Annotated in this window: 17 protein-coding genes; 12 read left to right on the top strand and 5 right to left on the bottom strand. The window is 61.8% G+C overall.

The genetic code is table 11. From position 1 onward, the window contains the following. Window positions 1-55 precede the first annotated feature (55 nt). Genes AADW23_RS14935 through AADW23_RS14920 form a run of 4 tightly spaced genes read right to left on the bottom strand, consistent with a single transcriptional unit; the run spans window position 56 to window position 2,680 of the window. Window positions 56-289 (bottom strand): N-(5'-phosphoribosyl)anthranilate isomerase, encoded by a 234-nt coding sequence (locus tag AADW23_RS14935; protein ID WP_341861735.1) that lies wholly within the window; start codon window positions 287-289, stop codon window positions 56-58. A 47-nt stretch (window positions 290-336) separates the two neighbouring features. Beyond that, window positions 337-1,404, bottom strand: a complete 1,068-nt coding sequence (locus AADW23_RS14930; protein ID WP_341861734.1) for a dihydropteroate synthase — start codon at window positions 1,402-1,404, stop codon at window positions 337-339. After that, window positions 1,405-2,340, bottom strand: a complete 936-nt coding sequence (locus AADW23_RS14925; protein WP_341861733.1) for a methylenetetrahydrofolate reductase — start codon at window positions 2,338-2,340, stop codon at window positions 1,405-1,407. A gap of 28 nt (window positions 2,341-2,368) precedes the next feature. Beyond that, window positions 2,369-2,680, bottom strand: coding sequence for a virulence factor (locus tag AADW23_RS14920; protein WP_341861732.1), 312 nt, complete (start codon window positions 2,678-2,680; stop codon window positions 2,369-2,371). 314 nt (window positions 2,681-2,994) lie between these two features. On the opposite strand from AADW23_RS14920, the gene AADW23_RS14915 reads away from it, so the two are divergent. From AADW23_RS14915 to AADW23_RS14895, 5 genes are all read left to right on the top strand, one after another. Next, window positions 2,995-4,185 (top strand): Ppx/GppA phosphatase family protein, encoded by a 1,191-nt coding sequence (locus AADW23_RS14915; RefSeq protein WP_341861731.1) that lies wholly within the window; start codon window positions 2,995-2,997, stop codon window positions 4,183-4,185. Between the two features lie 167 nt (window positions 4,186-4,352). Beyond that, window positions 4,353-5,072: an RlmE family RNA methyltransferase gene (locus AADW23_RS14910; protein WP_341861730.1), complete on the top strand. Its 720-nt coding sequence runs from the start codon at window positions 4,353-4,355 to the stop codon at window positions 5,070-5,072. Between the two features lie 85 nt (window positions 5,073-5,157). Beyond that, window positions 5,158-6,606 carry an IMP dehydrogenase gene (gene guaB, locus AADW23_RS14905; RefSeq protein WP_341861729.1) on the top strand — a complete coding sequence of 483 codons (1,449 nt, stop codon included), beginning with the start codon at window positions 5,158-5,160 and terminating at the stop codon, window positions 6,604-6,606. A gap of 36 nt (window positions 6,607-6,642) precedes the next feature. Then, on the top strand, window positions 6,643-7,806 hold the full coding sequence (locus AADW23_RS14900; RefSeq protein WP_341861728.1) for an RsmB/NOP family class I SAM-dependent RNA methyltransferase: 1,164 nt from the start codon (window positions 6,643-6,645) through the stop codon (window positions 7,804-7,806). A gap of 79 nt (window positions 7,807-7,885) precedes the next feature. Further along, window positions 7,886-10,258, top strand: a complete 2,373-nt coding sequence (locus AADW23_RS14895) for an ATP-binding protein (RefSeq protein WP_341861727.1) — start codon at window positions 7,886-7,888, stop codon at window positions 10,256-10,258. Here AADW23_RS14895 and AADW23_RS14890 read toward each other — a convergent pair. Then, window positions 10,255-10,860 (bottom strand): gamma-glutamyl kinase, encoded by a 606-nt coding sequence (locus AADW23_RS14890; protein ID WP_341861726.1) that lies wholly within the window; start codon window positions 10,858-10,860, stop codon window positions 10,255-10,257. The two genes, AADW23_RS14895 and AADW23_RS14890, sit on opposite strands and share 4 nt — an antisense overlap. A 218-nt stretch (window positions 10,861-11,078) precedes the next feature. Here AADW23_RS14890 and recA point away from each other — a divergent pair, with 218 nt between their 5' ends. The 7 genes from recA (at window position 11,079) to AADW23_RS14855 (ending at window position 19,629) form a co-directional block, all read left to right on the top strand. Beyond that, a complete protein-coding gene (gene recA / locus AADW23_RS14885; protein ID WP_341861725.1) occupies window positions 11,079-12,152 on the top strand; it encodes a recombinase RecA in 1,074 nt (357 codons plus the stop codon). Between the two features lie 212 nt (window positions 12,153-12,364). Then, window positions 12,365-15,016, top strand: a complete 2,652-nt coding sequence (gene alaS, locus AADW23_RS14880; protein ID WP_341861724.1) for an alanine--tRNA ligase — start codon at window positions 12,365-12,367, stop codon at window positions 15,014-15,016. An 11-nt stretch (window positions 15,017-15,027) separates the two neighbouring features. Further along, the gene (locus AADW23_RS14875; RefSeq protein WP_341861723.1) at window positions 15,028-15,315 is read left to right on the top strand and encodes a DUF1330 domain-containing protein; all 288 of its coding nucleotides are present in this window, start codon (window positions 15,028-15,030) and stop codon (window positions 15,313-15,315) included. A 51-nt stretch (window positions 15,316-15,366) separates the two neighbouring features. Beyond that, window positions 15,367-16,779 (top strand): deoxyribodipyrimidine photo-lyase, encoded by a 1,413-nt coding sequence (locus tag AADW23_RS14870; protein WP_341861722.1) that lies wholly within the window; start codon window positions 15,367-15,369, stop codon window positions 16,777-16,779. A gap of 168 nt (window positions 16,780-16,947) precedes the next feature. Next, on the top strand, window positions 16,948-17,388 hold the full coding sequence (locus AADW23_RS14865) for a TrgA family protein (RefSeq protein WP_341861721.1): 441 nt from the start codon (window positions 16,948-16,950) through the stop codon (window positions 17,386-17,388). Then, window positions 17,389-18,516 carry an NUDIX domain-containing protein gene (locus tag AADW23_RS14860; protein ID WP_341861720.1) on the top strand — a complete coding sequence of 376 codons (1,128 nt, stop codon included), beginning with the start codon at window positions 17,389-17,391 and terminating at the stop codon, window positions 18,514-18,516. Between the two features lie 87 nt (window positions 18,517-18,603). After that, window positions 18,604-19,629 (top strand): cysteine synthase A, encoded by a 1,026-nt coding sequence (locus AADW23_RS14855; protein ID WP_341864340.1) that lies wholly within the window; start codon window positions 18,604-18,606, stop codon window positions 19,627-19,629. Window position 19,630: the final 1 nt, after the last annotated feature.

The raw sequence follows: 19,630 nt of genomic DNA, 5'->3' as shown, positions 1-19,630 counted from the left end.
CCAGAATTTTCGTACGAAAATTCACAGGGTGTGAAAATTCGTACGAATTTTCTTGTTAGAATAAAAAGCGGACCGGGTTTGTGGTGCAGAACACGACCAATTGGCCGTTGCATTCCGCCATATGCCAACCGCGCCGCCGCACTTCGTGTTCGAAGACGGCGCGGCCCACTTCCGCTTCCACCCATCGCAGCGACCGTCTGACCACACCGCCATACCTGACGGTTTTGGCGGAGAAAACCTGATCGACCCAAGGGGCGGAGGGAAGCGAGATGGCGGGGCGCATATTCATCCCTGCATCCTGTGGCGATTCTGGTTAACACATCCTTACCCCAGACCTCAGCCGCGTCCGCGACGCCCGCCAGCACGCCCCCTGCGGGGCGCGGCTTCGGGATCTTTGTTGAAGGTGATCCAAGCGCCGCCGCCGTCATCGTGATTTAGCAGGAAGTTGGCGGCGCGGATCGCCTCCATCTCTTTGCCGGGGCGCGGCTTGGTGGAGCCCATTCCAAAGAGCTTTACGAAGGCCTCATCGTCCATCCCCTCGGGCAGAACCACGCCTGCGGCCTCTACCAGTGCCTTCTTTTCGGCGATCTTCTTGGGGCCGATGGGCAGAGCAACGGGGTTCATGATGGCCGAGGTCATGCCAGCGGAAAACGCCATCGGAAGGAAGGCGTTGTTGATGCCGTGGCGATTGGGCAGTCCAAAAGAGATATTGGACGCGCCGCAGGTGGTGTTCACGCCCAATTCTTCGCGCAGGCGTCGCACAAGGGTGAACACCTGGTGCCCCGCCGTGGCCATCGCGCCGATGGGCATAACCAGGGGGTCCACGACGATGTCATGGGCGGGGATGCCGAAATCGGCGGCACGCTCAACGATCTTCTTGGCGACGGCAAAGCGGACGTCCGGATCTTCGGAAATGCCGGTGTCGTCGTTGGAAATCGCGACAACGGGAACGTTGTACTTGGCGACCAGCGGCAGAACCAGTTCCAGCCTCTCTTCCTCGCCGGTCACGGAATTCAGGAGCGGGCGCCCTTCGGCGGCGGCAAGACCGGCTTCCAGCGCGCCGGGAACGGAGCTGTCGATGCACAAGGGGCAATCGGTGACGGCTTGCACCACCTCGATCAACTGTTTCATCAGGGGCGGCTCAACAAAGTTGTTGTCGGCATAGCGCGGGTCCTCGGCCATCTTGCCCGAGAAGACGGCGCCCGAGTTGATATCCAGCACCGTGGCGCCAGCGGCGACCTGGGCGATGGCATCGGCCTCCACCCGGCTGAAATCGCCGTTCTCAAGTTCTTGGTTCAGGATCTTGCGGCCCGTCGGATTGATCCGCTCACCGATAACGCAGAACGGCTCGTCAAAGCCGATCACGGTGGTTTTGGTCTTCGACTCGATAACAGTGCGGGTCATTTATTTGCTTTCAGGTAGGGGAGTCACGGGCGCCGCAGAGGCACCGCCATTGGCGATGGCCCAATTGGCGTTGGTCTTGATGCCGCCAAGGGGGAAGAAGTGGATGGATTGGATCAGGCTATCGGGATTGCTGGCCTTGTAGGTTGCCAGTTCCGCCAGGATGTCAGTGGGCTCAAACGGCATCAGCAGCTTGGTGACATCCTTGGCGCGCTTTTGCAGCACTTGAAGGGAGTTGCCCACGCCGCAAGCAATGGCGAATTTGATCAGCGTTTGCAGTTTGCCGGGGCCAGCGATGCCCAGATGGATGGGGAGGGTGATCCCCTCGGCGGCCAAGCGCTCGGCCCAGGCGATGACGGGGCCCGCCTCGAATGCGAATTGCGTGGCCATGGCCATGGAGGCGTCGGAACGCTCGTTGAAGGCTTGCTTCCAGCGCAACGCTTCCATCACGCCCGCGTCGCCGCTTTTGTCGATGTCGCGGTTGCCCTCGGGGTGGCCCGCGACGTGCAGGTGGGTGAAGCCTGCTTTGTCGAACAGACCCGTTTCGAGCAATTGCATCGAGGCGTGAAAGTCGCCGCGTGGCTCACTGATGCCGCCTGCCAGGATCAGACCCTGGCGCACGTCGGCCTCGCCCTGATAGCGGGCGATCCAATCGGTCAGAGTGGCAGCATCGGGAATGGAGCGCGCGGCGAAGTGGGGCATCGGCTCATAGCCCTCGGCGCGAATGCGTTTTGCCGTGGCGACCATATCTTCGATCGGGGTGCCGTCGATATGGGCGATGTAGACGCGGGTGCCGGCGGGCAGGTAATGGCGGAAATCGTCCACCTTCTCTGCGGTGCGGGGCATCACCTCGATCGAGTACCCCTTCAGGAGTGCCTCCATAGCGGCACTGGAGGCCACGGGGCCGGGGGCAGATTTGCGGAAATTGAGAAGGGCCATGAGGGTCTCCCGGAGGGTGGGCAAGGGATTAAGCAGGCTTTGAAGGGTCATACCCTTCGGCGTTGATCAGAGCTTTCAACCGGTCATTGTCGTAGGCGGCATCGAGTTTGGCAGCCTCGGCGGCGGCGGCTTCCTTCAAGTCGCCGTCCGCCTCGCCCACCACAACCCGGTGGAACCCGGCCAGATAGGCGTCATCGTCCCTGGCCCCGACTTTCATCGCGGCGCGGTCGATGGCTTGCTCAAACCGTTCCGGCAACGGCATTTTCGCACCAGACCGGCCTTTGCCGATAATCACCTGCGCGGGGATATCGCGCCAGAAGACATGGGTGATGGCGGTCATGGTGAGCTCTCCGGTGTTGGGGCCCGAATCCGGCCCAGTTGCTGGCACCATAAGCGGCGGATTACGCCGTGCTGGGCCTGTTTTCGACATCACGGGCTGTCATAACGACCTGCTTGCCCCGAGGCGCACCATAGTCGCCCCGTCGCAAGGCAGGCCAGAGGGGCGGCGACCCATATTCTTCATCATCTTCATGAGGCAACGGGATAGGCAGCGATTCGAGAGCGACGAGGGGGCAACAGGCGATCTGGCCCATTGTTTGAAACGGGTGAAGCAGTTAGGTTGAAGGCAACCCAATTCGGAAAGGCCACAGCCCGATGTCGCAAAAGCGCCCCGGCGGAGATGGCCCGTTCCCCAGACCTGTCGCCCCCGTGATCCCGAAAGGAGAGCCGGGCGCGGCCCCGACTGTTGAACGGCGCACCCCGCCCCCCGCCCAAAGTCACAAAAGTGGCCCCGATCCTGATGATCTATATGCGGCTTTGGATTTGGGCACGAATTCGTGCCGGATGCTGATTGCTCAACCCAAGGGGAGCCAACTGCACGTGGTGGATTCGTTTTCCAAATCGGTGCAGTTGGGACAGGGGCTGGAAGCCTCGGGTCGGATGAGCCGAGCCTCCATGGCGCGCGCCGTGGGGGCGTTGAAGATTTGCCAAAAGAAGCTGTCCAAGCATCGGGTAGAGATTGAGAGGGCACGTCTGGTGGCCACGGAAGCCTGTCGCCGTGCCGTGAATGGGACGGAGTTCATCGGGCTGGTGAAGCGAGAGACGGGCCTTGAGTTGGAGATCATCAAGCCCGAGGAAGAGGCGCAGCTGGCGGTGGTGTCCTGCGCGCCGCTGGTGTCCACGCGAACTGAGCAATTGCTGGTGGTCGATATCGGCGGCGGCTCCACCGAGTTGGTGTGGATTGACCTGAGCCGGGTGCCCAAGCTGGAGCGGCCCAAGGCGATCATGCGTCTGCATCAGGGGTTTGACTACGACGACAGCATCTTTCCAAGGGCGAAGGTTGTGGATTGGATCTCGATCCCGCTGGGTGTGGCTACATTAAAGGATATGTATGACGATGTGGCCGACGACGGGGCGCGGTTTGCGTTGATGTCGTGGTACTTTGAAGAACAATTGGCTGAGTTTTCGCCCTATACGGACGCGGCGGAGCAGACCCTGGAGGGGTTCCAGATCATCGGAACCAGCGGGACGGTGACGACGGTTGCGGCCTCGCACCTGGGGTTGCGGCGGTATGATCGCAACAAGGTGGACGGGTTAAGAATGACCTCGACCCAGATTGATACGGTTATCAATGGCTATCTGGCGCTGGGCCCCGACGGACGGCGCAGGGACCCGAGGATTGGGCGCGATAGGCAGACGTTGATCATGTCTGGGGCCGCGATTTTGCAGGCGCTGTTACGGGCCTGGCCAACGGACCGGTTGTCGGTTGCGGACCGGGGGCTCAGAGAGGGCTTGTTGTATGCGCAGATGAGCCGGGACGGGGTTCTGGAAGATGGGCCTTACTGAGGTTTTGCGCTGACTGCGTCATCGCGCGTGCAAATTTTCTACGAAAATTTGGGCGGGACGGGTGGCGGGGCCTGTGAATAATTGTCATGGGACCGGTTGGATCTATACGGCGTGCATGAGTTGTATTTGCCAAGGTGAAAGAGCGCATTGGCGCGAGGGTTGTGGCGATGGTTAAGAACACGAGCGGGCGCGGGCAGCGCGATTTGAAGGTGAAGGTGAAGACCGCGAGGGGGCGCAAGTTGAGCTCGACCCGGTGGTTGGAGCGGCAGCTGAACGATCCATATGTGGCCGCCGCCAAGCGCGACGGCTACCGGGGGCGGGCGGCTTACAAGATTATTGATCTGGACGACAAGTACCGTTTCCTTGTGCCGGGCGCGAGGGTGGTGGATCTGGGCTGTGCGCCGGGCGGATGGTGTCAGGTCGCGGTCAAGCGCGTGAACGCTTTGGGCGAGAAGTCTGGCAAGGCTGTTGGCCGGATCATCGGGCTCGATTTGCAAGAGATGGAGCCGATTGCGGGGTGCGAGTTACATCAGCTCGACTTCATGGAAGACGATGCGGATCTGAAGGTGAAGGAATGGCTTGGTGGGCGGGCCGACGTGGTGATGAGTGATATGGCGGCGTCGGCGTCGGGGCATAAGCAGACGGATCACATGCGGATCATGGCGTTGTGCGAGGCAGCCGCGGAATTGGCATTCGACGTGCTGGAGCCCGGTGGCACCTTTGTGGCCAAGGTCTTGGCCGGAGGGGCCGAGGGCACTTTGCAGGCATTGTTGAAACAGCGGTTCAAGAAGGTGGCCAATGTGAAGCCGGGCGCGTCGCGCGCCGATAGTTCCGAGAAGTTCGTGGTGGCCACGGGCTATCGGGGTCGGGAGGGGGATGACGCGTAAAGCGCACCAGATTTAGGTCTTGCCCCTGAGCCCACCCCATGGGATAGCGACGTGCCAACCGACATCCCCTCCAAGGAGCACCCAGATGGAGATTCGCGAGGCCCTCACATTCGATGATGTTCTGCTGGTTCCCGGCAAATCCTCGGTCCTGCCGTCGGACGCCGATACGCGTACGCGCGTGACAAAGAGCATCTCTCTCAACATTCCGTTGTTGAGTTCCGCCATGGATACGGTGACCGAAGCCCGCATGGCGATTGCCATGGCGCAGGCCGGTGGTATGGGCGTTATCCACCGCAATCTGGATATTGAGCAGCAAGCCCGCGAAGTGCGCCGCGTGAAGCGGTTTGAAAGCGGCATCGTTTATTCCCCCGTCACGCTGACGCCGGACCAGACATTGGCCGACGCGAAGGCGTTGATGGAGCGCTATGGCTTCTCGGGCTTTCCGGTGGTGGACGAGAACCGCCGGGTTCTGGGGATTGTGACCAACAGAGATATGCGATTTGCCCAGGATGACGCGACGCCGGTCGCGGCGATGATGACGTCGGATAATCTGGCTGTATTGCGTGAACCGGCTGACCGGGACGAGGCGATTAGCCTGATGCGCGCACGTCGGATCGAGAAATTGCTGATTACCGACGGGGCGGGCGCGTTGACCGGCCTTCTGACGTTGAAGGATACGGAGCAGGCGGTGCTGAACCCGCAGGCGTGCAAGGACCCGTTGGGCCGTTTGCGGGTGGCAGCGGCCACCACCGTGGGCGACGCGGGCTTCGAGAGATCGCAAGCATTGATCGACGCGGGCTGCGACCTGATCGTGATCGACACGGCCCACGGCCACTCGGAGGGGGTGGCCAAGGCGGTAGAGCGGGTGAAATCCCTGTCCAATGAGGTGCAGGTGGTGGCGGGCAATGTTGCCACCGGGGAAGCCACGCGCGCGTTGATTGGCGCCGGTGCCGATGCGGTCAAGGTGGGGATCGGGCCGGGCTCTATCTGTACCACGCGGATTGTGGCGGGTGTGGGCGTGCCGCAACTGACTGCGATCTCGGATTGTGCCGAGGCGGCGGGCGATACGCCGGTGATCGCCGATGGCGGCATCAAGTTCTCGGGCGATTTTGCCAAGGCGATCGCGGCTGGCGCCCATTGCGCCATGGTTGGCAGCATGATCGCGGGCACGGACGAGTCCCCCGGAGAGGTGATTCTGTATCAGGGCCGCTCGTTCAAGTCTTACCGCGGCATGGGCAGCCTTGGTGCCATGGCCCGCGGCTCTGCCGATCGGTATTTCCAGAAGGATGCAGCCAGCGACAAGCTGGTGCCGGAAGGGATCGAGGGGCAGGTGCCTTACAAGGGGTCCGCGGGCGCGGTCGTGCATCAGTTGATCGGTGGCCTGAGGGCCGCAATGGGGTACACGGGCAGTGCGACGGTGGACGAAATGCGGTCGAACTGTCAGTTCGTGCGGATCACCGGTTCTGGCCTGAAAGAAAGCCATGTGCACGACGTTCAGATCACCCGCGAAAGCCCAAATTATCGCGCGGGATAAGGGCGTTACGCGTTGTAGTTGAAGTGGTGGATTAAGATGCAACCTGCGGCCCGTTATTCGGCAGCGATAGAGGTTTTGGAGGCTTGGCTAAGCGGCACCCCCGTGGAGCAGGCCCTGACCCGTTGGGCACGAGGGGCGCGGTATGCGGGCTCCAAGGACCGGGCATCGGTGCGCGATCACGTCTATGACGTGTTACGGCAAAAGGGCGTGTGCGAGGCGCTGGGGGATGCCACCGGGCGCGGGTTGATCCTTGGGTTGGTGAGGGCGCAAGGCGCGGATATCGACGCGATATTCTCGGGGATTGGGCATGCGCCCGAGCCGTTGTCCGAGGCGGAAAGGCACGCGGACCAATCCGCCGCTGATCCAGCCTTGAACGTGCCCGACTGGACCTTGCCCCTGTTGCAAGCCCGCGCCGGGGACGCGCTGCCAGACCTGCTGCAAACCTTCACGCAACGGGCGCCGTTGTGGCTGCGCGTGAACTTGCGGCGCGGCACCCGAGAGGCGGCGCAGGAGGCCCTTGGCGGCGAAGGCCTGACCTGTCGCCCGCACCCCGATGTCCCGACCGCCCTGGAAGTGACAGAAGGGGCGCGGCGGTTGCGCCAAACCATGGCCTATATGAATGGTCTGGTAGAGCCACAGGACCTGTCGGTTCAAGCGGCCGTTGGGCGGGTTGACTGGCCGGAAAGCGGTGCAGTTCTGGACTATTGCGCGGGCGGCGGGGGCAAGGCCCTCGCGATTGCAGACCGTTGTGATGCCACGATTTTCGCCCATGACGCGTTACCTCAACGCATGGCAGACCTCGCGCCACGGGCCGAGCGCGCCGGGGTGCGGATCATGTCGATTGAAACCGGCGATATCTCTACCCGTGGGCCGTTTGATCTGGTGGTTACCGATGTGCCCTGTTCGGGGTCCGGCACATGGCGGCGTGACCCGGAGGCGAAGTGGCGATTGACGCCGGAAGCCCTTGAAAGTTTGATCGAAACGCAGGCTCAGATATTGGATGAGGCGGCAAAGGTTGTGGCCGAGGGCGGGCGTTTGATCTATATGACGTGCTCGTTGTTTGACGCCGAAAATGAGGCGCAAGTCGCGGCCTTCTTGGCGCGGAACAAGGGCTGGCGCGCCGGTCCAGCCCATGGGGATACGCCCCTGACGGCCTCTGACGGGTTCTTTACGGCAGAACTCGTGCGCGACATTCCCTAGCCAGGCGGCACATTTTCAGACAGGCTCGTTTATAGGTAATCTTAAGGTTAATTTAACCCTTTTGGTCGAAACCCTTGGGATGATTGAGAGGGCCGTTTCGGGACGGGCCTCTGACCTTTGGAAAGCGATTGAGACTGTGACAGACGAGACGGCGGATCGGGTTATCAAGGACGCACGCGGGATCAAACCCTTTGTTCAGCCTGTCGTTTTGCTGGTCTTGGGCATTGTTGCGGGGGGCGCGACGCTTCTGGCGCCCGTGGCTGAACTGCGTTTCGGCTTGATGGCCGCGACCGGTGGCTTTTTGGCGGCGGCGGGGTTGGTGACGCTACGCGATATCTGGCGCACGTGGCGGGTTCAGAACACGTTTCAAGCGGCATTTACCCTTATTCACCATGATCCTTCCCCGTGCTTTTGCACCGACGAAGACGGCGCAATTGTCTTGCAGAATGCGTCGGCAGAGCGTCGATTTGGTGACCGACTGGGTCAGCCCATGGCGCGCGCAATTGCGGGCGTGTTACCCAATGCGGCGGCGGTGGTGTTCCGGCAGGAAACCGCCATGGGTCGCCGCCCTTCCGCCCATGAAATAGTGGTGACACCGCGCGGGACAGTGCGCTTGGCGGCGCACCGGTTAAACGGCGGTGTGATTTGGCGCATGGACGATCTGGCAGATGCCAATTCCCGCCATGGGGAATGGATCGGCCTGCCAATGATGGTTGTCAGCCACAATGACACCGTGCTGTCGATGAACTCCGCGATGCGCGAAGTATTGGGCCGCCGAGCCACGACCCTTGAAGATGTATTTCCAGATCAACCGCTTGTGGCGGGGAGGCGCTCCAGTCTTTCGAGCGTGAACGGCAGTATCGAGGTCATTCCCATCGTTGTTCCCTCGAAGGACGGCCGTAGGGAGGTTTACGCCATCCCCGGTCTGTCCGAGCCGCCCGCCGCCTCGGTCGCCGCGCGGGCCTTTGAATCATTGCCCGTAGCGCTTTTGCACATCAGCGCGGACGGAGAGGTGTTAGCCTCCAACTTCCGCGCCCAGGCTCTGTTGGGGATCGACGCGTCGGTCACGGGGCCGATGTCGCAATTCGTGGTTAACTTGGGCCGCCCCGTAGGTGACTGGATCGCAGATTCCCTGGCCGAACGGGTCCCGAACCGATCCGAAGTAGCGCGGGCGAAGCAGCGCAAGGACGAGACGTTTTTACAGATTTCATTAAGCCGGATTGTTGACGGCACGGGGCCGTCGCTGCTGGCAGTGCTACACGACGCGACGGAACTCAAGAACCTGGAACAACAGTTCGTTCAAAGCCAGAAAATGCAGGCGATTGGCGAACTTGCGGGCGGTGTGGCCCATGATTTCAACAACCTGCTGACCGCGATCACCGGCCATTGTGATCTGTTGCTGCTTCGCCACGATCAGGGCGATCCCGATTACGCGGATCTGGTGCAGATTAACCAAAACGCCAACCGCGCCGCGAGCCTTGTGGGACAGCTTTTGGCGTTCTCGCGCAAGCAGACGCTGGAGCCAGAGGTTATGGATCTCAGCGATACCATCAGTGAATTGACGCACCTTCTCAATCGCCTAGTGGGAGAGAAGATCTCCCTGTCGTTGTCCAACGATCCGGACCTGCAGCCCATACGGGCGGACCGGCGGCAGTTGGATCAGGTGATCATGAACCTCGTGGTGAACGCTCGTGATGCGATGCCCGATGGCGGCGAGGTTCGTGTTGAAACGCGCATGGTGCATCTGACCTCGCCCATGGCCCGTGACCAAGTTATCGTGCCCAATGGTGCTTACGTGACGATCCGCGTGCGCGACCACGGACACGGCATCCCCGCCGACAAGTTGAACCGAATCTTCGAACCTTTCTTCACTACGAAGCGAACCGGAGAGGGGACGGGGCTCGGCCTTTCAATGGCTTACGGCATCATCAAGCAAACTGGCGGCTATATCTTCGTGGATAGCGTCGTGGGCTCGGGCACCACATTCACAATCTATATCCCCGCCCACGTGAACGCCAATTTGCAAGAGCCGACCAAGGTGATTGAGGCCAAGGCCACCGAGATCAACGATCCAGTCAACGGCGGCCGCCCCGGTGTGGTTTTGTTGGTGGAGGATGAGGCGCCGGTTCGTGCCTTCGCGTCACGGGCGTTGCGGCTCCGGGGGTACACGGTTCTTGAAGCCGCCTGCGCCGAGGAGGCTTTGGAAACCCTCTCCGATGATACGCTGGAGATCGACCTGTTCGTGACAGACGTCATCATGCCGGGCATGGACGGCCCCACGTGGGTGCGCGAAGCCCTGAAAGAACGCCCCGAAACCAAGGTGGTGTTCGTATCGGGCTACGCCGAAGATGCGATGGAGGGAGGATCAATTGGCGTTCCGGGCTCTGTCTTCTTGCCGAAACCGTTTTCGTTAACCGATCTGACAGACACCGTCCGGCAACAGTTGCATTAAGTCCGTGCGCCGCCCAGATGCTCCCACAAGGCGAATTCCTCGGGGGCCTCTTTGCGCAACCTGGCGTCCATGGCCGCGGATAGCCCGACGTCGCGGGCTGGGGACACATTGCTGCGGCCGACCTTCAGTTTTTTATTAATCCGACCTTCAAGAAAAGTAACGGCGCGATCCAACTGATCATGGCGAAACAGATGATCCACGCCAAGCGATCCATCCTCCTCAGCCACAAAGCGCGACTGACGCCCGACCTTGGCAAAATCCGGCGGAGATTCTTGCAGCCAAGCGTCCACGAATTCATCGAAGCTGACGTCGGCAGTCGAGTTGGCACTGCCGCGAATATCGTCGCGCGCCCGGTAACGATACCAACTGGAAAGCCAGCCGACGGGCTCTCGGACCACCGCCATCAGCTCAAGCTTTCGCTGACCGCGCTGCTCGAAAAACTTCTGCACCTGGTTCCGGTAGCGCCGGACTGTGCAGTGCTTTTGCTGCGGCGGGTTGAGAATTGCCGAATCCGCATAGGGCAACAGCGCCTGTTCCAGCGCCGTCGTTCCCGTCTTGGGGACCGCCAAAAGCACCAGCCGCGCCTTCCAGAACACTAACATGGGCTGCCTTTCTCAATTTTCCGTCCAATCGTAACCGATTGTTAACGCCTCACCGTGAAAGATCACAGCATAGAACTTTTAACTTGATTTGTTCTCGTTTTGTTTAGTACCCAAGATGAGAACAAGAAGAGAACAAAATAAAGCCGGCGCCCGGGGCGCTGCCCCAACCGGCCCCATTGCCGCCAGACCCTGCGGCGTGACATAAGGACGTGAATTCCATGGCAACGGCGAACCTTCTCGACATGACCGATCGTAAATCCGCAGATAAGCAAAAAGCCCTCGATAGCGCGTTGGCGCAGATTGAACGCCAATTTGGCAAGGGCTCCATCATGAAACTGGGCGGCGAGAATGCCATTCAGGAGATTGAGTCAACCTCAACCGGCTCTCTTGGGTTGGATATTGCGCTGGGGATTGGCGGCCTGCCCAAGGGGCGGATCGTGGAAATCTATGGGCCTGAAAGCTCGGGCAAGACGACGCTGACGCTGCACGCGGTCGCGGAAGAACAGAAAAAGGGCGGTGTCTGTGCCTTTGTGGACGCGGAACACGCCCTGGACCCGCAGTACGCGCGGAAGTTGGGCGTGGATCTGGATGAGCTGCTGATCTCGCAGCCAGACACCGGCGAGCAGGCGTTGGAGATTGTCGATACGCTGGTGCGTTCTGGCGCGGTGAACATGGTTATCGTCGACTCGGTGGCGGCGCTGACGCCGAAGTCCGAGCTTGAGGGCGACATGGGCGACAGCTCGGTCGGTGTCCACGCCCGCCTGATGTCTCAGGCAATGCGCAAACTGACCGGCTCGATCAACCGCTCCGGCTGTATGGTAATCTTCATTAACCAGATCCGCATGAAGATCGGCGTCATGTTCGGCTCGCCCGAGACGACGACAGGCGGCAACGCGCTGAAGTTCTACTCCTCCGTCCGTCTGGATATTCGCCGCATCGGCGCGATCAAGGACCGTGATGAGGTCGTGGGCAACGCCACAAGGGTCAAGGTCGTTAAGAACAAAGTCGCGCCGCCGTTCAAGCAAGTGGAATTTGACATCATGTACGGCGAAGGCATCTCGAAGATGGGGGAGCTGATCGACATGGGCGTGAAAGCGGGCATTGTCGAGAAGTCCGGCAGCTGGTTCTCCTACGGGGATGAACGCGTGGGCCAAGGCCGCGAGAACGCCAAGCAATTCATGCGCGATAACCCCAAGATCGCCCATGAGATCGAAGACAAGATCCGCGCGGCCCACGGGCTCGACTTCGATATGGATAAAGACGATCCCGATATGGTGGAAGACGACGCGTAAACCACCGCAAGTCGCAGATGGGTGACTGCTGAAATCCACCCCCCTGATCGGTCCCACCCCGAGCAGGAGAATATCCGGGGAAAGGGTGGCCTTCACGGGCCGCCCTTTTTCGTGCGCGACACGCGCAGCCTTTTTCGCGAAGGGAACATGGACAGGGGCGCGGGGCAGGGTTACATCATGCGCCGCACCTCTAGCTTTGGAACCGCCGCGCCATGACCAGCCTAAACGATATTCGCTCCACTTTTCTTGATTATTTTGGGCGGCAGGGGCACGAAATTGTCCCCTCCAGCCCGCTGGTGCCGCGCAACGACCCGACGTTGATGTTCGTGAACTCGGGCATGGTGCAGTTCAAGAACCTGTTTACCGGGGTTGAAAAGCGCGACTATGTCCGCGCCACCTCCAGCCAGAAATGCGTGCGTGCCGGCGGCAAGCACAACGATCTGGACAACGTGGGCTATACCGCGCGGCACCATACGTTCTTCGAGATGCTGGGAAATTTCAGCTTTGGCGACTACTTCAAGGAAGACGCGATCCGCTACGCGTGGGAGCTGATTACCCGCGATTTCGGGCTCGCCAAGGATCGGCTTTACGTCACCGTTTACCATACCGACGACGAGGCGTTCGAGATCTGGAAGAAGGTTGGCGTGCCGGAAGACCGTATCATCCGCATCGCCACCAACGACAACTTCTGGCAGATGGGGCCGACGGGCCCGTGTGGGCCATGTACCGAGATTTTTTATGATCACGGTGAGCATATCTGGGGCGGCCCTCCGGGCTCGGCGGAAGAGGACGGCGACCGGTTTATCGAGATCTGGAACATCGTTTTCATGCAGAACGAACAGTTTGCGGACGGCTCGATGGTGCCTCTGGACATGCAAAGCATCGACACCGGCATGGGGTTGGAGCGGATTGGCGCGTTGCTTCAAGGCAGCCACGACAACTACGACACCGACACGATGCGCGCGTTGATGGAGGCTTCGGCCCACGCGTCCTCCACCGATATCGACGGCGACCAGAACGTGCACCACCGGGTGATCGCGGATCATCTTCGCTCGACCTCGTTCCTGATTGCCGATGGCGTGATGCCCTCCAACGACGGGCGCGGTTATGTGCTGCGCCGGATCATGCGCCGCGCCATGCGCCACGCGCATCTGTTGGGCGCGAAAGACCCACTGATGTACCGCCTTGTGCCCGCGCTGGTCAGCCAGATGGGCCAGGCTTACAGCGAACTCGGCCAGGCGCAGGCGCTGATCACCGAGACGCTGAAGTTGGAAGAAGAACGTTTCCGCCAGACGCTGGATCGCGGTTTGAAGTTGCTGGATGATGAAGTGTCCAAGCTGCCCGAGGGCGGCAACCTGCCCGGCGAGGCGGCGTTCAAGCTGTATGACACCTATGGCTTCCCGCTGGACCTGACGCAGGACGCGCTGCGCGAGCAGGGCCGTGCGGTGGATACCGAAGGTTTCGACAGTGCCATGGCCGAACAGAAAGCCAAGGCACGCGCCGCGTGGAGCGGCTCTGGCGACGCGGCCGATGCCACGATCTGGTTTGATATTGCAGAGAAGAATGGCGTGACAGAGTTTCTGGGCTACGACACGGAAGTGGCTGAAGGCCAAGTGTTGGCACTGGTTCAAGACGGCGCCCAGGTAGATGCGGCCAAGGGCAGCGTCACCGTGGTCACGAACCAGACGCCGTTCTACGCCGAATCCGGCGGTCAGGTCGGCGACACCGGCATCATTCGCACCGAAAGCGGCGTCGTGACGGTGACCGACACGCGCAAGGTGGCGGACGTGTTCCTGCACATCGGCGATGTGACCGAGGGCGAGATCAAGGTGGCCCAGGGGGCGGAGCTGACGGTTGATCACGCGCGCCGCACGACCATTCGCGCCAACCATTCGGCCACGCATCTGCTGCACGAGGCTTTGCGGGTGCGTCTGGGCGATCATGTGGCACAGCGCGGATCGCTCAACGCGCCGGACCGTTTGCGGTTCGACTTCAGCCACGGCAAGGCGCTGAGCCTAGAGGATCTGGCAGAGGTCGAGGCGGAGGTGAATGCCTTTATCCGCCAAAACGCCCCGGTTGAGACGCGGATCATGACGCCGGATGATGCAAGGGATCTGGGCGCGCAGGCCCTGTTTGGCGAAAAATACGGCGATGAGGTGCGCGTGGTGTCCATGGGCACGCAGGACGGGTCCGGCAAGGGCACGGCGGGCAACACTTATTCGCTGGAGCTTTGTGGCGGCACTCACGTGGTACGCACAGGCGATATCGGGGTTTTCGTGACGCTTGGGGACAGCGCGTCGAGCGCCGGTGTGCGCCGGATCGAGGCGCTGACGGGGCCTGCCGCGTTCGAGTACCTCAGCGCGCAGGATCACCGGATGGGTGCGTTGGCGCTGGAGTTGAACGCCCAACCTGACGACGTGATGGAGCGGGTGAAAGCGCTGAAAGACGACCGCAAGAAGCTGGAAAACGAAGTGGCTCAGCTGCGCCGGGAGTTGGCGATGGCGGGCGGCGCGCAGGCGACTGAGGCAGAAGCCGTTAACGGCGTTAACTTCCACGGCCAAGCGTTGAGCGGCGTGACGGGCAAGGACCTGGCCGGGATCGTGGACGAGCACAAGGCGCGTCTGGGATCGGGCGCGGTGCTGCTGGTGGCGGACACGGGCGGCAAGGCGGCGGTCGCGGCAGGGGTCACGGATGATCTGAAAGACAAGATCAGCGCCGTTGATCTGGTCCGCGCGGCCGTGGCCGAACTGGGCGGCAAGGGGGGCGGTGGCCGCCCGGACTTCGCCCAAGGGGGCGGGGCCAGTGCCGAGAACGCCGATGCCGCAATTGCAGCCGCGAAGGCTGTTCTGGCGCAGACAACATAAAGGAAAACAAGATGCCTCAAGCCTATTGGATTGCCCATGTGACCGTCACCGACGAGGCGGCCTATTCGAAATACGCGGCGCTGGCGACCGATGCGATTACCGCCCATGGAGGCTGTTTCCTGGCCCGTGGCGGCAAGGCGATTCAGAAAGAAGGTCGGGCGCATCCACGCAATGTTGTGGCGGTGTTCCCCTCGCTTGAGGCGGCGAATGCCTGCTACGATTCCCCCGAGTATCAAGAGGCAATGACCCACGCGACGGGCGCGTCTGAGCGGGATTTGGTGCTGATTGAAGCGCCCTGACCCCTTGACCTTGCGCCGCACGCCCTAGCTACCGCTTGAGGAGGGCGGCGCATGACATCAATCTATTGGGTACGGCGGGATTTTCGCCTGTCGGACAATCCGGCTTTGGTGGCGGCTTGCGCCAGCGGTGCGGTGGTTCCGGTTTTCATCTACGATGAGGTTGTGGCCGATTTGGGTGCGGCAGCTCTGTGGCGATTGGGTCTTGGGGCGGCAGCGTTCGGCGCGGCGCTGCGCGCGGCCGGATCAAGGCTGATCCTGCGCAAAGGGGCTGCTCTGCCGACCCTACGGGCCGTTATCGCCGACGTCGGCGCCGACGCGGTTCATTGGAACCGCCTCTATGATCCTGAAAGCCGCGAGCGCGATGAAGCGGTAAAGGCAGGCCTGACAGACGATGGGATTGAGGCGGTTAGTCACAAGGGCCATGTCCTGTTCGAGCCTTGGACGGTGGAGACCAAGACAGGCGGCTTCTACAAAGTCTACACGCCGTTCTGGAAGACTGTGCGTGACCGCTCGCCCGGTGAAGTTTTGCCTGCTCCGAAAATTCACGCACCCGCGACGTGGCCCGCCTCGGACACGCTGGAGGATTGGCACCTTGGCGCGGCGATGAACCGAGGCGCCCGGGTCGTGGAGCCGCATTTGAATGTGGGCGAGGCCGCGGCGCAGGGGCGTCTTGGGGCGTTCATAGCGCACGGGATCGGGGACTATGACGATGCGCGCGACAATCTGGCGAAGAACGGCACGTCGCTTCTGTCAGAGAACCTGACCTACGGCGAAATCAGCGCCCGCCAGTGCTGGCACGCGGGTCAACGCGCCATGGCCGAGGGAAAATCGGGCGCTGAGACGTTCCTGAAAGAAGTGGTCTGGCGCGACTTTGCCTATCATCTGGTCTACCACACGCCGCGCATCACCCACGCCAACTGGCGCGAGGAATGGGATGCGTTTCCTTGGAACACCGACGCCAACAGCAAGGAAGTGATCGCCTGGAAGCAGGGGTGCACCGGGATGCCCATCGTCGATGCCGCCATGCGCGAGATGTATGTGACGGGCAGGATGCACAACCGGGCGCGGATGCTGGTGGCCTCTTACCTGACCAAGCATCTGATGTGTCACTGGAAAATCGGGCTCGACTGGTTTGCAGATTGTCTGGTGGACTGGGACCCGGCCAGCAACGCGATGGGGTGGCAGTGGTCGGCCGGCTCTGGTCCCGACGCGACGCCGTTCTTTCGTGTCTTCAACCCCGAAACCCAGGCCGAGAAGTTCGACAAGGCGGGCCGCTACCGCATGCGCTGGTTGGCCGAGACCACGCAACCGGCGCTGGAAACGGCGCTGGAATACTTTGAGGCAGTGCCGCGATCTTGGAATCTGTCGCCGGACATGGGCTACCCGGCAAAGCCAATCGTCAGTGCGGCGGAGGGAAGGACAAGGGCGCTGGAGGCTTACAAGGGCAGGGCGCAAGCCGACTGAAGCGCCGCCCTATAAGGTGAGTCTTATTGGCCACCCCGCCAAAGCGATCAAGTGCACGACCCTTGCGCAAATCCCGTTCATCTTCGAAATTGCCCCCAACACGGATGCCGCGTGGTCGGCAGGCAACGGCGCAACGGGACAGGGGCGCAACGGGACAGGGACGCGATTATGCCTACAGGGGCGAAACTGGCTGGCGGTTTTCTTTTCTTCGCGGTCGCCTATCTGGCGGCAATGCAGGCGAAACTGACTTTTCCGCCGGAAACCTCGGCGACCTATTTCAACATCACAATTGCGGCGATCGGCTTCTGGCAGGGTTGGATGGTGATGGGCAACCGCGCCGGCGCGGGCGTGAGCCGGGCTTTGTCGAACGGCATGCGCACGGGGGCCCAGATCGCGTTTTTCGGCCTGTCGCTCTTTGCGCTGCGGACGATGTTCATGCGCTCGGCCGATTTGCGTTATGACGATCCCGGAGAGGCGGTCACTGCCACGATGGAGTTGTTCTTGGAGTATTTTCTGCAATCCCTGACCCCCGGCGTCTGGGGCGTGCTGCTTGTGGGCGGCCTGATTGGCGGCTTCCTGACGGAACTCGCCGCGAAAGCGTGGCGCTAAATGACCCCGATTTTTCTGTTTGGCACCCTGTGCCACGCCCCGCTTCTGGACCTTGTCGCAGGGGTAGAGACACGGATGGAACCGGCGCGTTTGCCCGGCTACAGGGCGGCTTGGGTGGCGGGCAAGTCCTGGCCGATGCTGGAAGAACGCTCCGACGCCGCCGCCGAGGGCGCCCTGATTATCCCAGAGCCGCAATCGCTTCTGCGCCTTGATTTCTACGAGGCCTGCTTTGCCTATACCCGCCGCCCGGTAAGGGTGATCTGGGACGAGACTGAAATTGATGCAGAGGCCTGGTTTCCGCCCGAACAGGCCGGGGAGCCCGGGGAAGATTGGTCTTTGCCCACTTGGGCCCGCCAATGGGGCGAGATACAGGTGAACGCCGCCGCCGAGGTGATGCGCCAGATGGGCGAGCAGGACCCGCTGGACGTCGGGCGTCGTTTCGGCATTATCCGCGCCCGCGCCGAGGCCACTGTGCGGGCCGGGCGGTGGCGCAGGCCGGGCCATGTGGGCGCCGGAATGACCCGCGCTGACGTGGTCGAGAAGGGCACGCACCACATTCACGACGGCTTCTTCAACACCGAAGAACGCAGCCTGACCCACCGCCGTTTTGACGGGGCCACACAGGGGCCGATCAGCCGCTCGGTCTACCGGGTGGCCGATGCCGTGACCGTGCTACCCTATGATCCGGTGCGTGATCGCATCTTGTTGGTGGAACAGTTCCGCATGGGCCCCTATGCCCACGGCGACGCCTCGCCCTGGTTGCTGGAGCCCATTGCGGGCATCATCGACGCGGGCGAAAGCATCGAGGCAACCGCCCGCCGCGAGGCCCGCGAAGAGGCGAAATTGACCCTTGGCCAACTGCATTTCATCGGGCGCTATTACCCCACGCCCGGCGGCATTGCGCAGGTCTTGTTTTCCTATCTGGGGATCGCGGATCTGCCGGACCAGGTAGCCGGATTGGGCGGCCATGTGAACGAGGGCGAAGATATCCTGAGCCATCTGGTGCCGTATGATCTGGCTTGCCGGATGCTGGCCGAAGGCGACATGGCGAACGCTCCGCTGATCTTGTCGATGCAATTTCTGATGATGCACCGTGATCGGCTACGCGCGAAGGTCAGGTTGGGTTGAGTTCGCCCATTCGCGGGTCTACCTATGCGGGAACCTCTGGGGCGTGATATGCGCCTGATCCAAGAGCAAACCGAAAGGGCCCGCGCCATGACGATCCATTCCGACCTCGCCTCTGCCATCGGCAACACGCCCCTGATCCGCCTTCGGGCCGCGTCCGAGGCCACGGGATGCGAGATCCTTGGCAAGGCCGAATTCCTCAACCCCGGCCAGTCGGTCAAGGACCGCGCGGCGCTGTTCATCATCCGTGCGGCGGTGGAAAGCGGCCAACTGCGCCCCGGCGGCACGATTGTGGAAGGCACGGCGGGCAACACCGGCATCGGCTTGGCGCTGGTGGGGGCCTCGCTTGGGTTCAAGACGGTGATCGTCATCCCCGACACCCAGTCGCAAGAGAAAAAAGACATGATCCGCATCGCAGGCGCGGAGCTGATCGAAGTGCCTGCGGTGCCGTATTCGAACCCAAACAACTATGTGAAATACTCGGGCCGTCTGGCCGAGCGTTTGGCCCAATCCGACCCCAACGGCGCGATCTGGGCCAACCAGTTTGACAATGTCGCCAACCGCCAAGCCCATATCGACATGACCGGCCCCGAGATTTGGGAGCAGACAAATGGCGAAGTGAACGGCTTTACGTGCGCTGTCGGCTCTGGCGGAACGCTGGCGGGCGTCGGCATGGCGTTGCAGCCCAAGGGCGTGAAAGTCGCGCTGGCGGACCCTGAAGGCTCGGGGCTCTACAAGCTCTATACCGGCCAAGAGGCGGGCGGGAACTCCATCACCGAAGGCATCGGGCAGGGGCGTATAACGGCCAACCTCGAAGGCTTTACGCCAGATGTGTGCTACAAGATCCCCGACACTGAAGCGCTGCCGATTGTCTATGATATTCTTGCCGATGAGGGCCTTTGCCTTGGCGGATCATCGGGGATCAACGTGGCAGGCGCGATCCGTCTGGCCCGCGATATGGGGCCGGGCCATACCATCGTGACGGTGCTGTGCGACTATGGCACGCGCTATCAGTCGAAACTGTTCAACCCCGAATTCCTGCGCGAAAAGGGCCTGCCTGTGCCTGCGTGGATGGACGGGGCAGGGCGCGATGTGCCGTCGGTCTTCGCGGAATGAC

The organism is Gymnodinialimonas sp. 57CJ19 (assembly GCF_038396845.1).
Classification (GTDB): Bacteria; Pseudomonadota; Alphaproteobacteria; order Rhodobacterales; family Rhodobacteraceae; genus Gymnodinialimonas.
The sequence above is the reverse complement of the archived record's forward strand: the minus strand, read 5'-3'. Positions and strand labels throughout refer to the sequence as shown.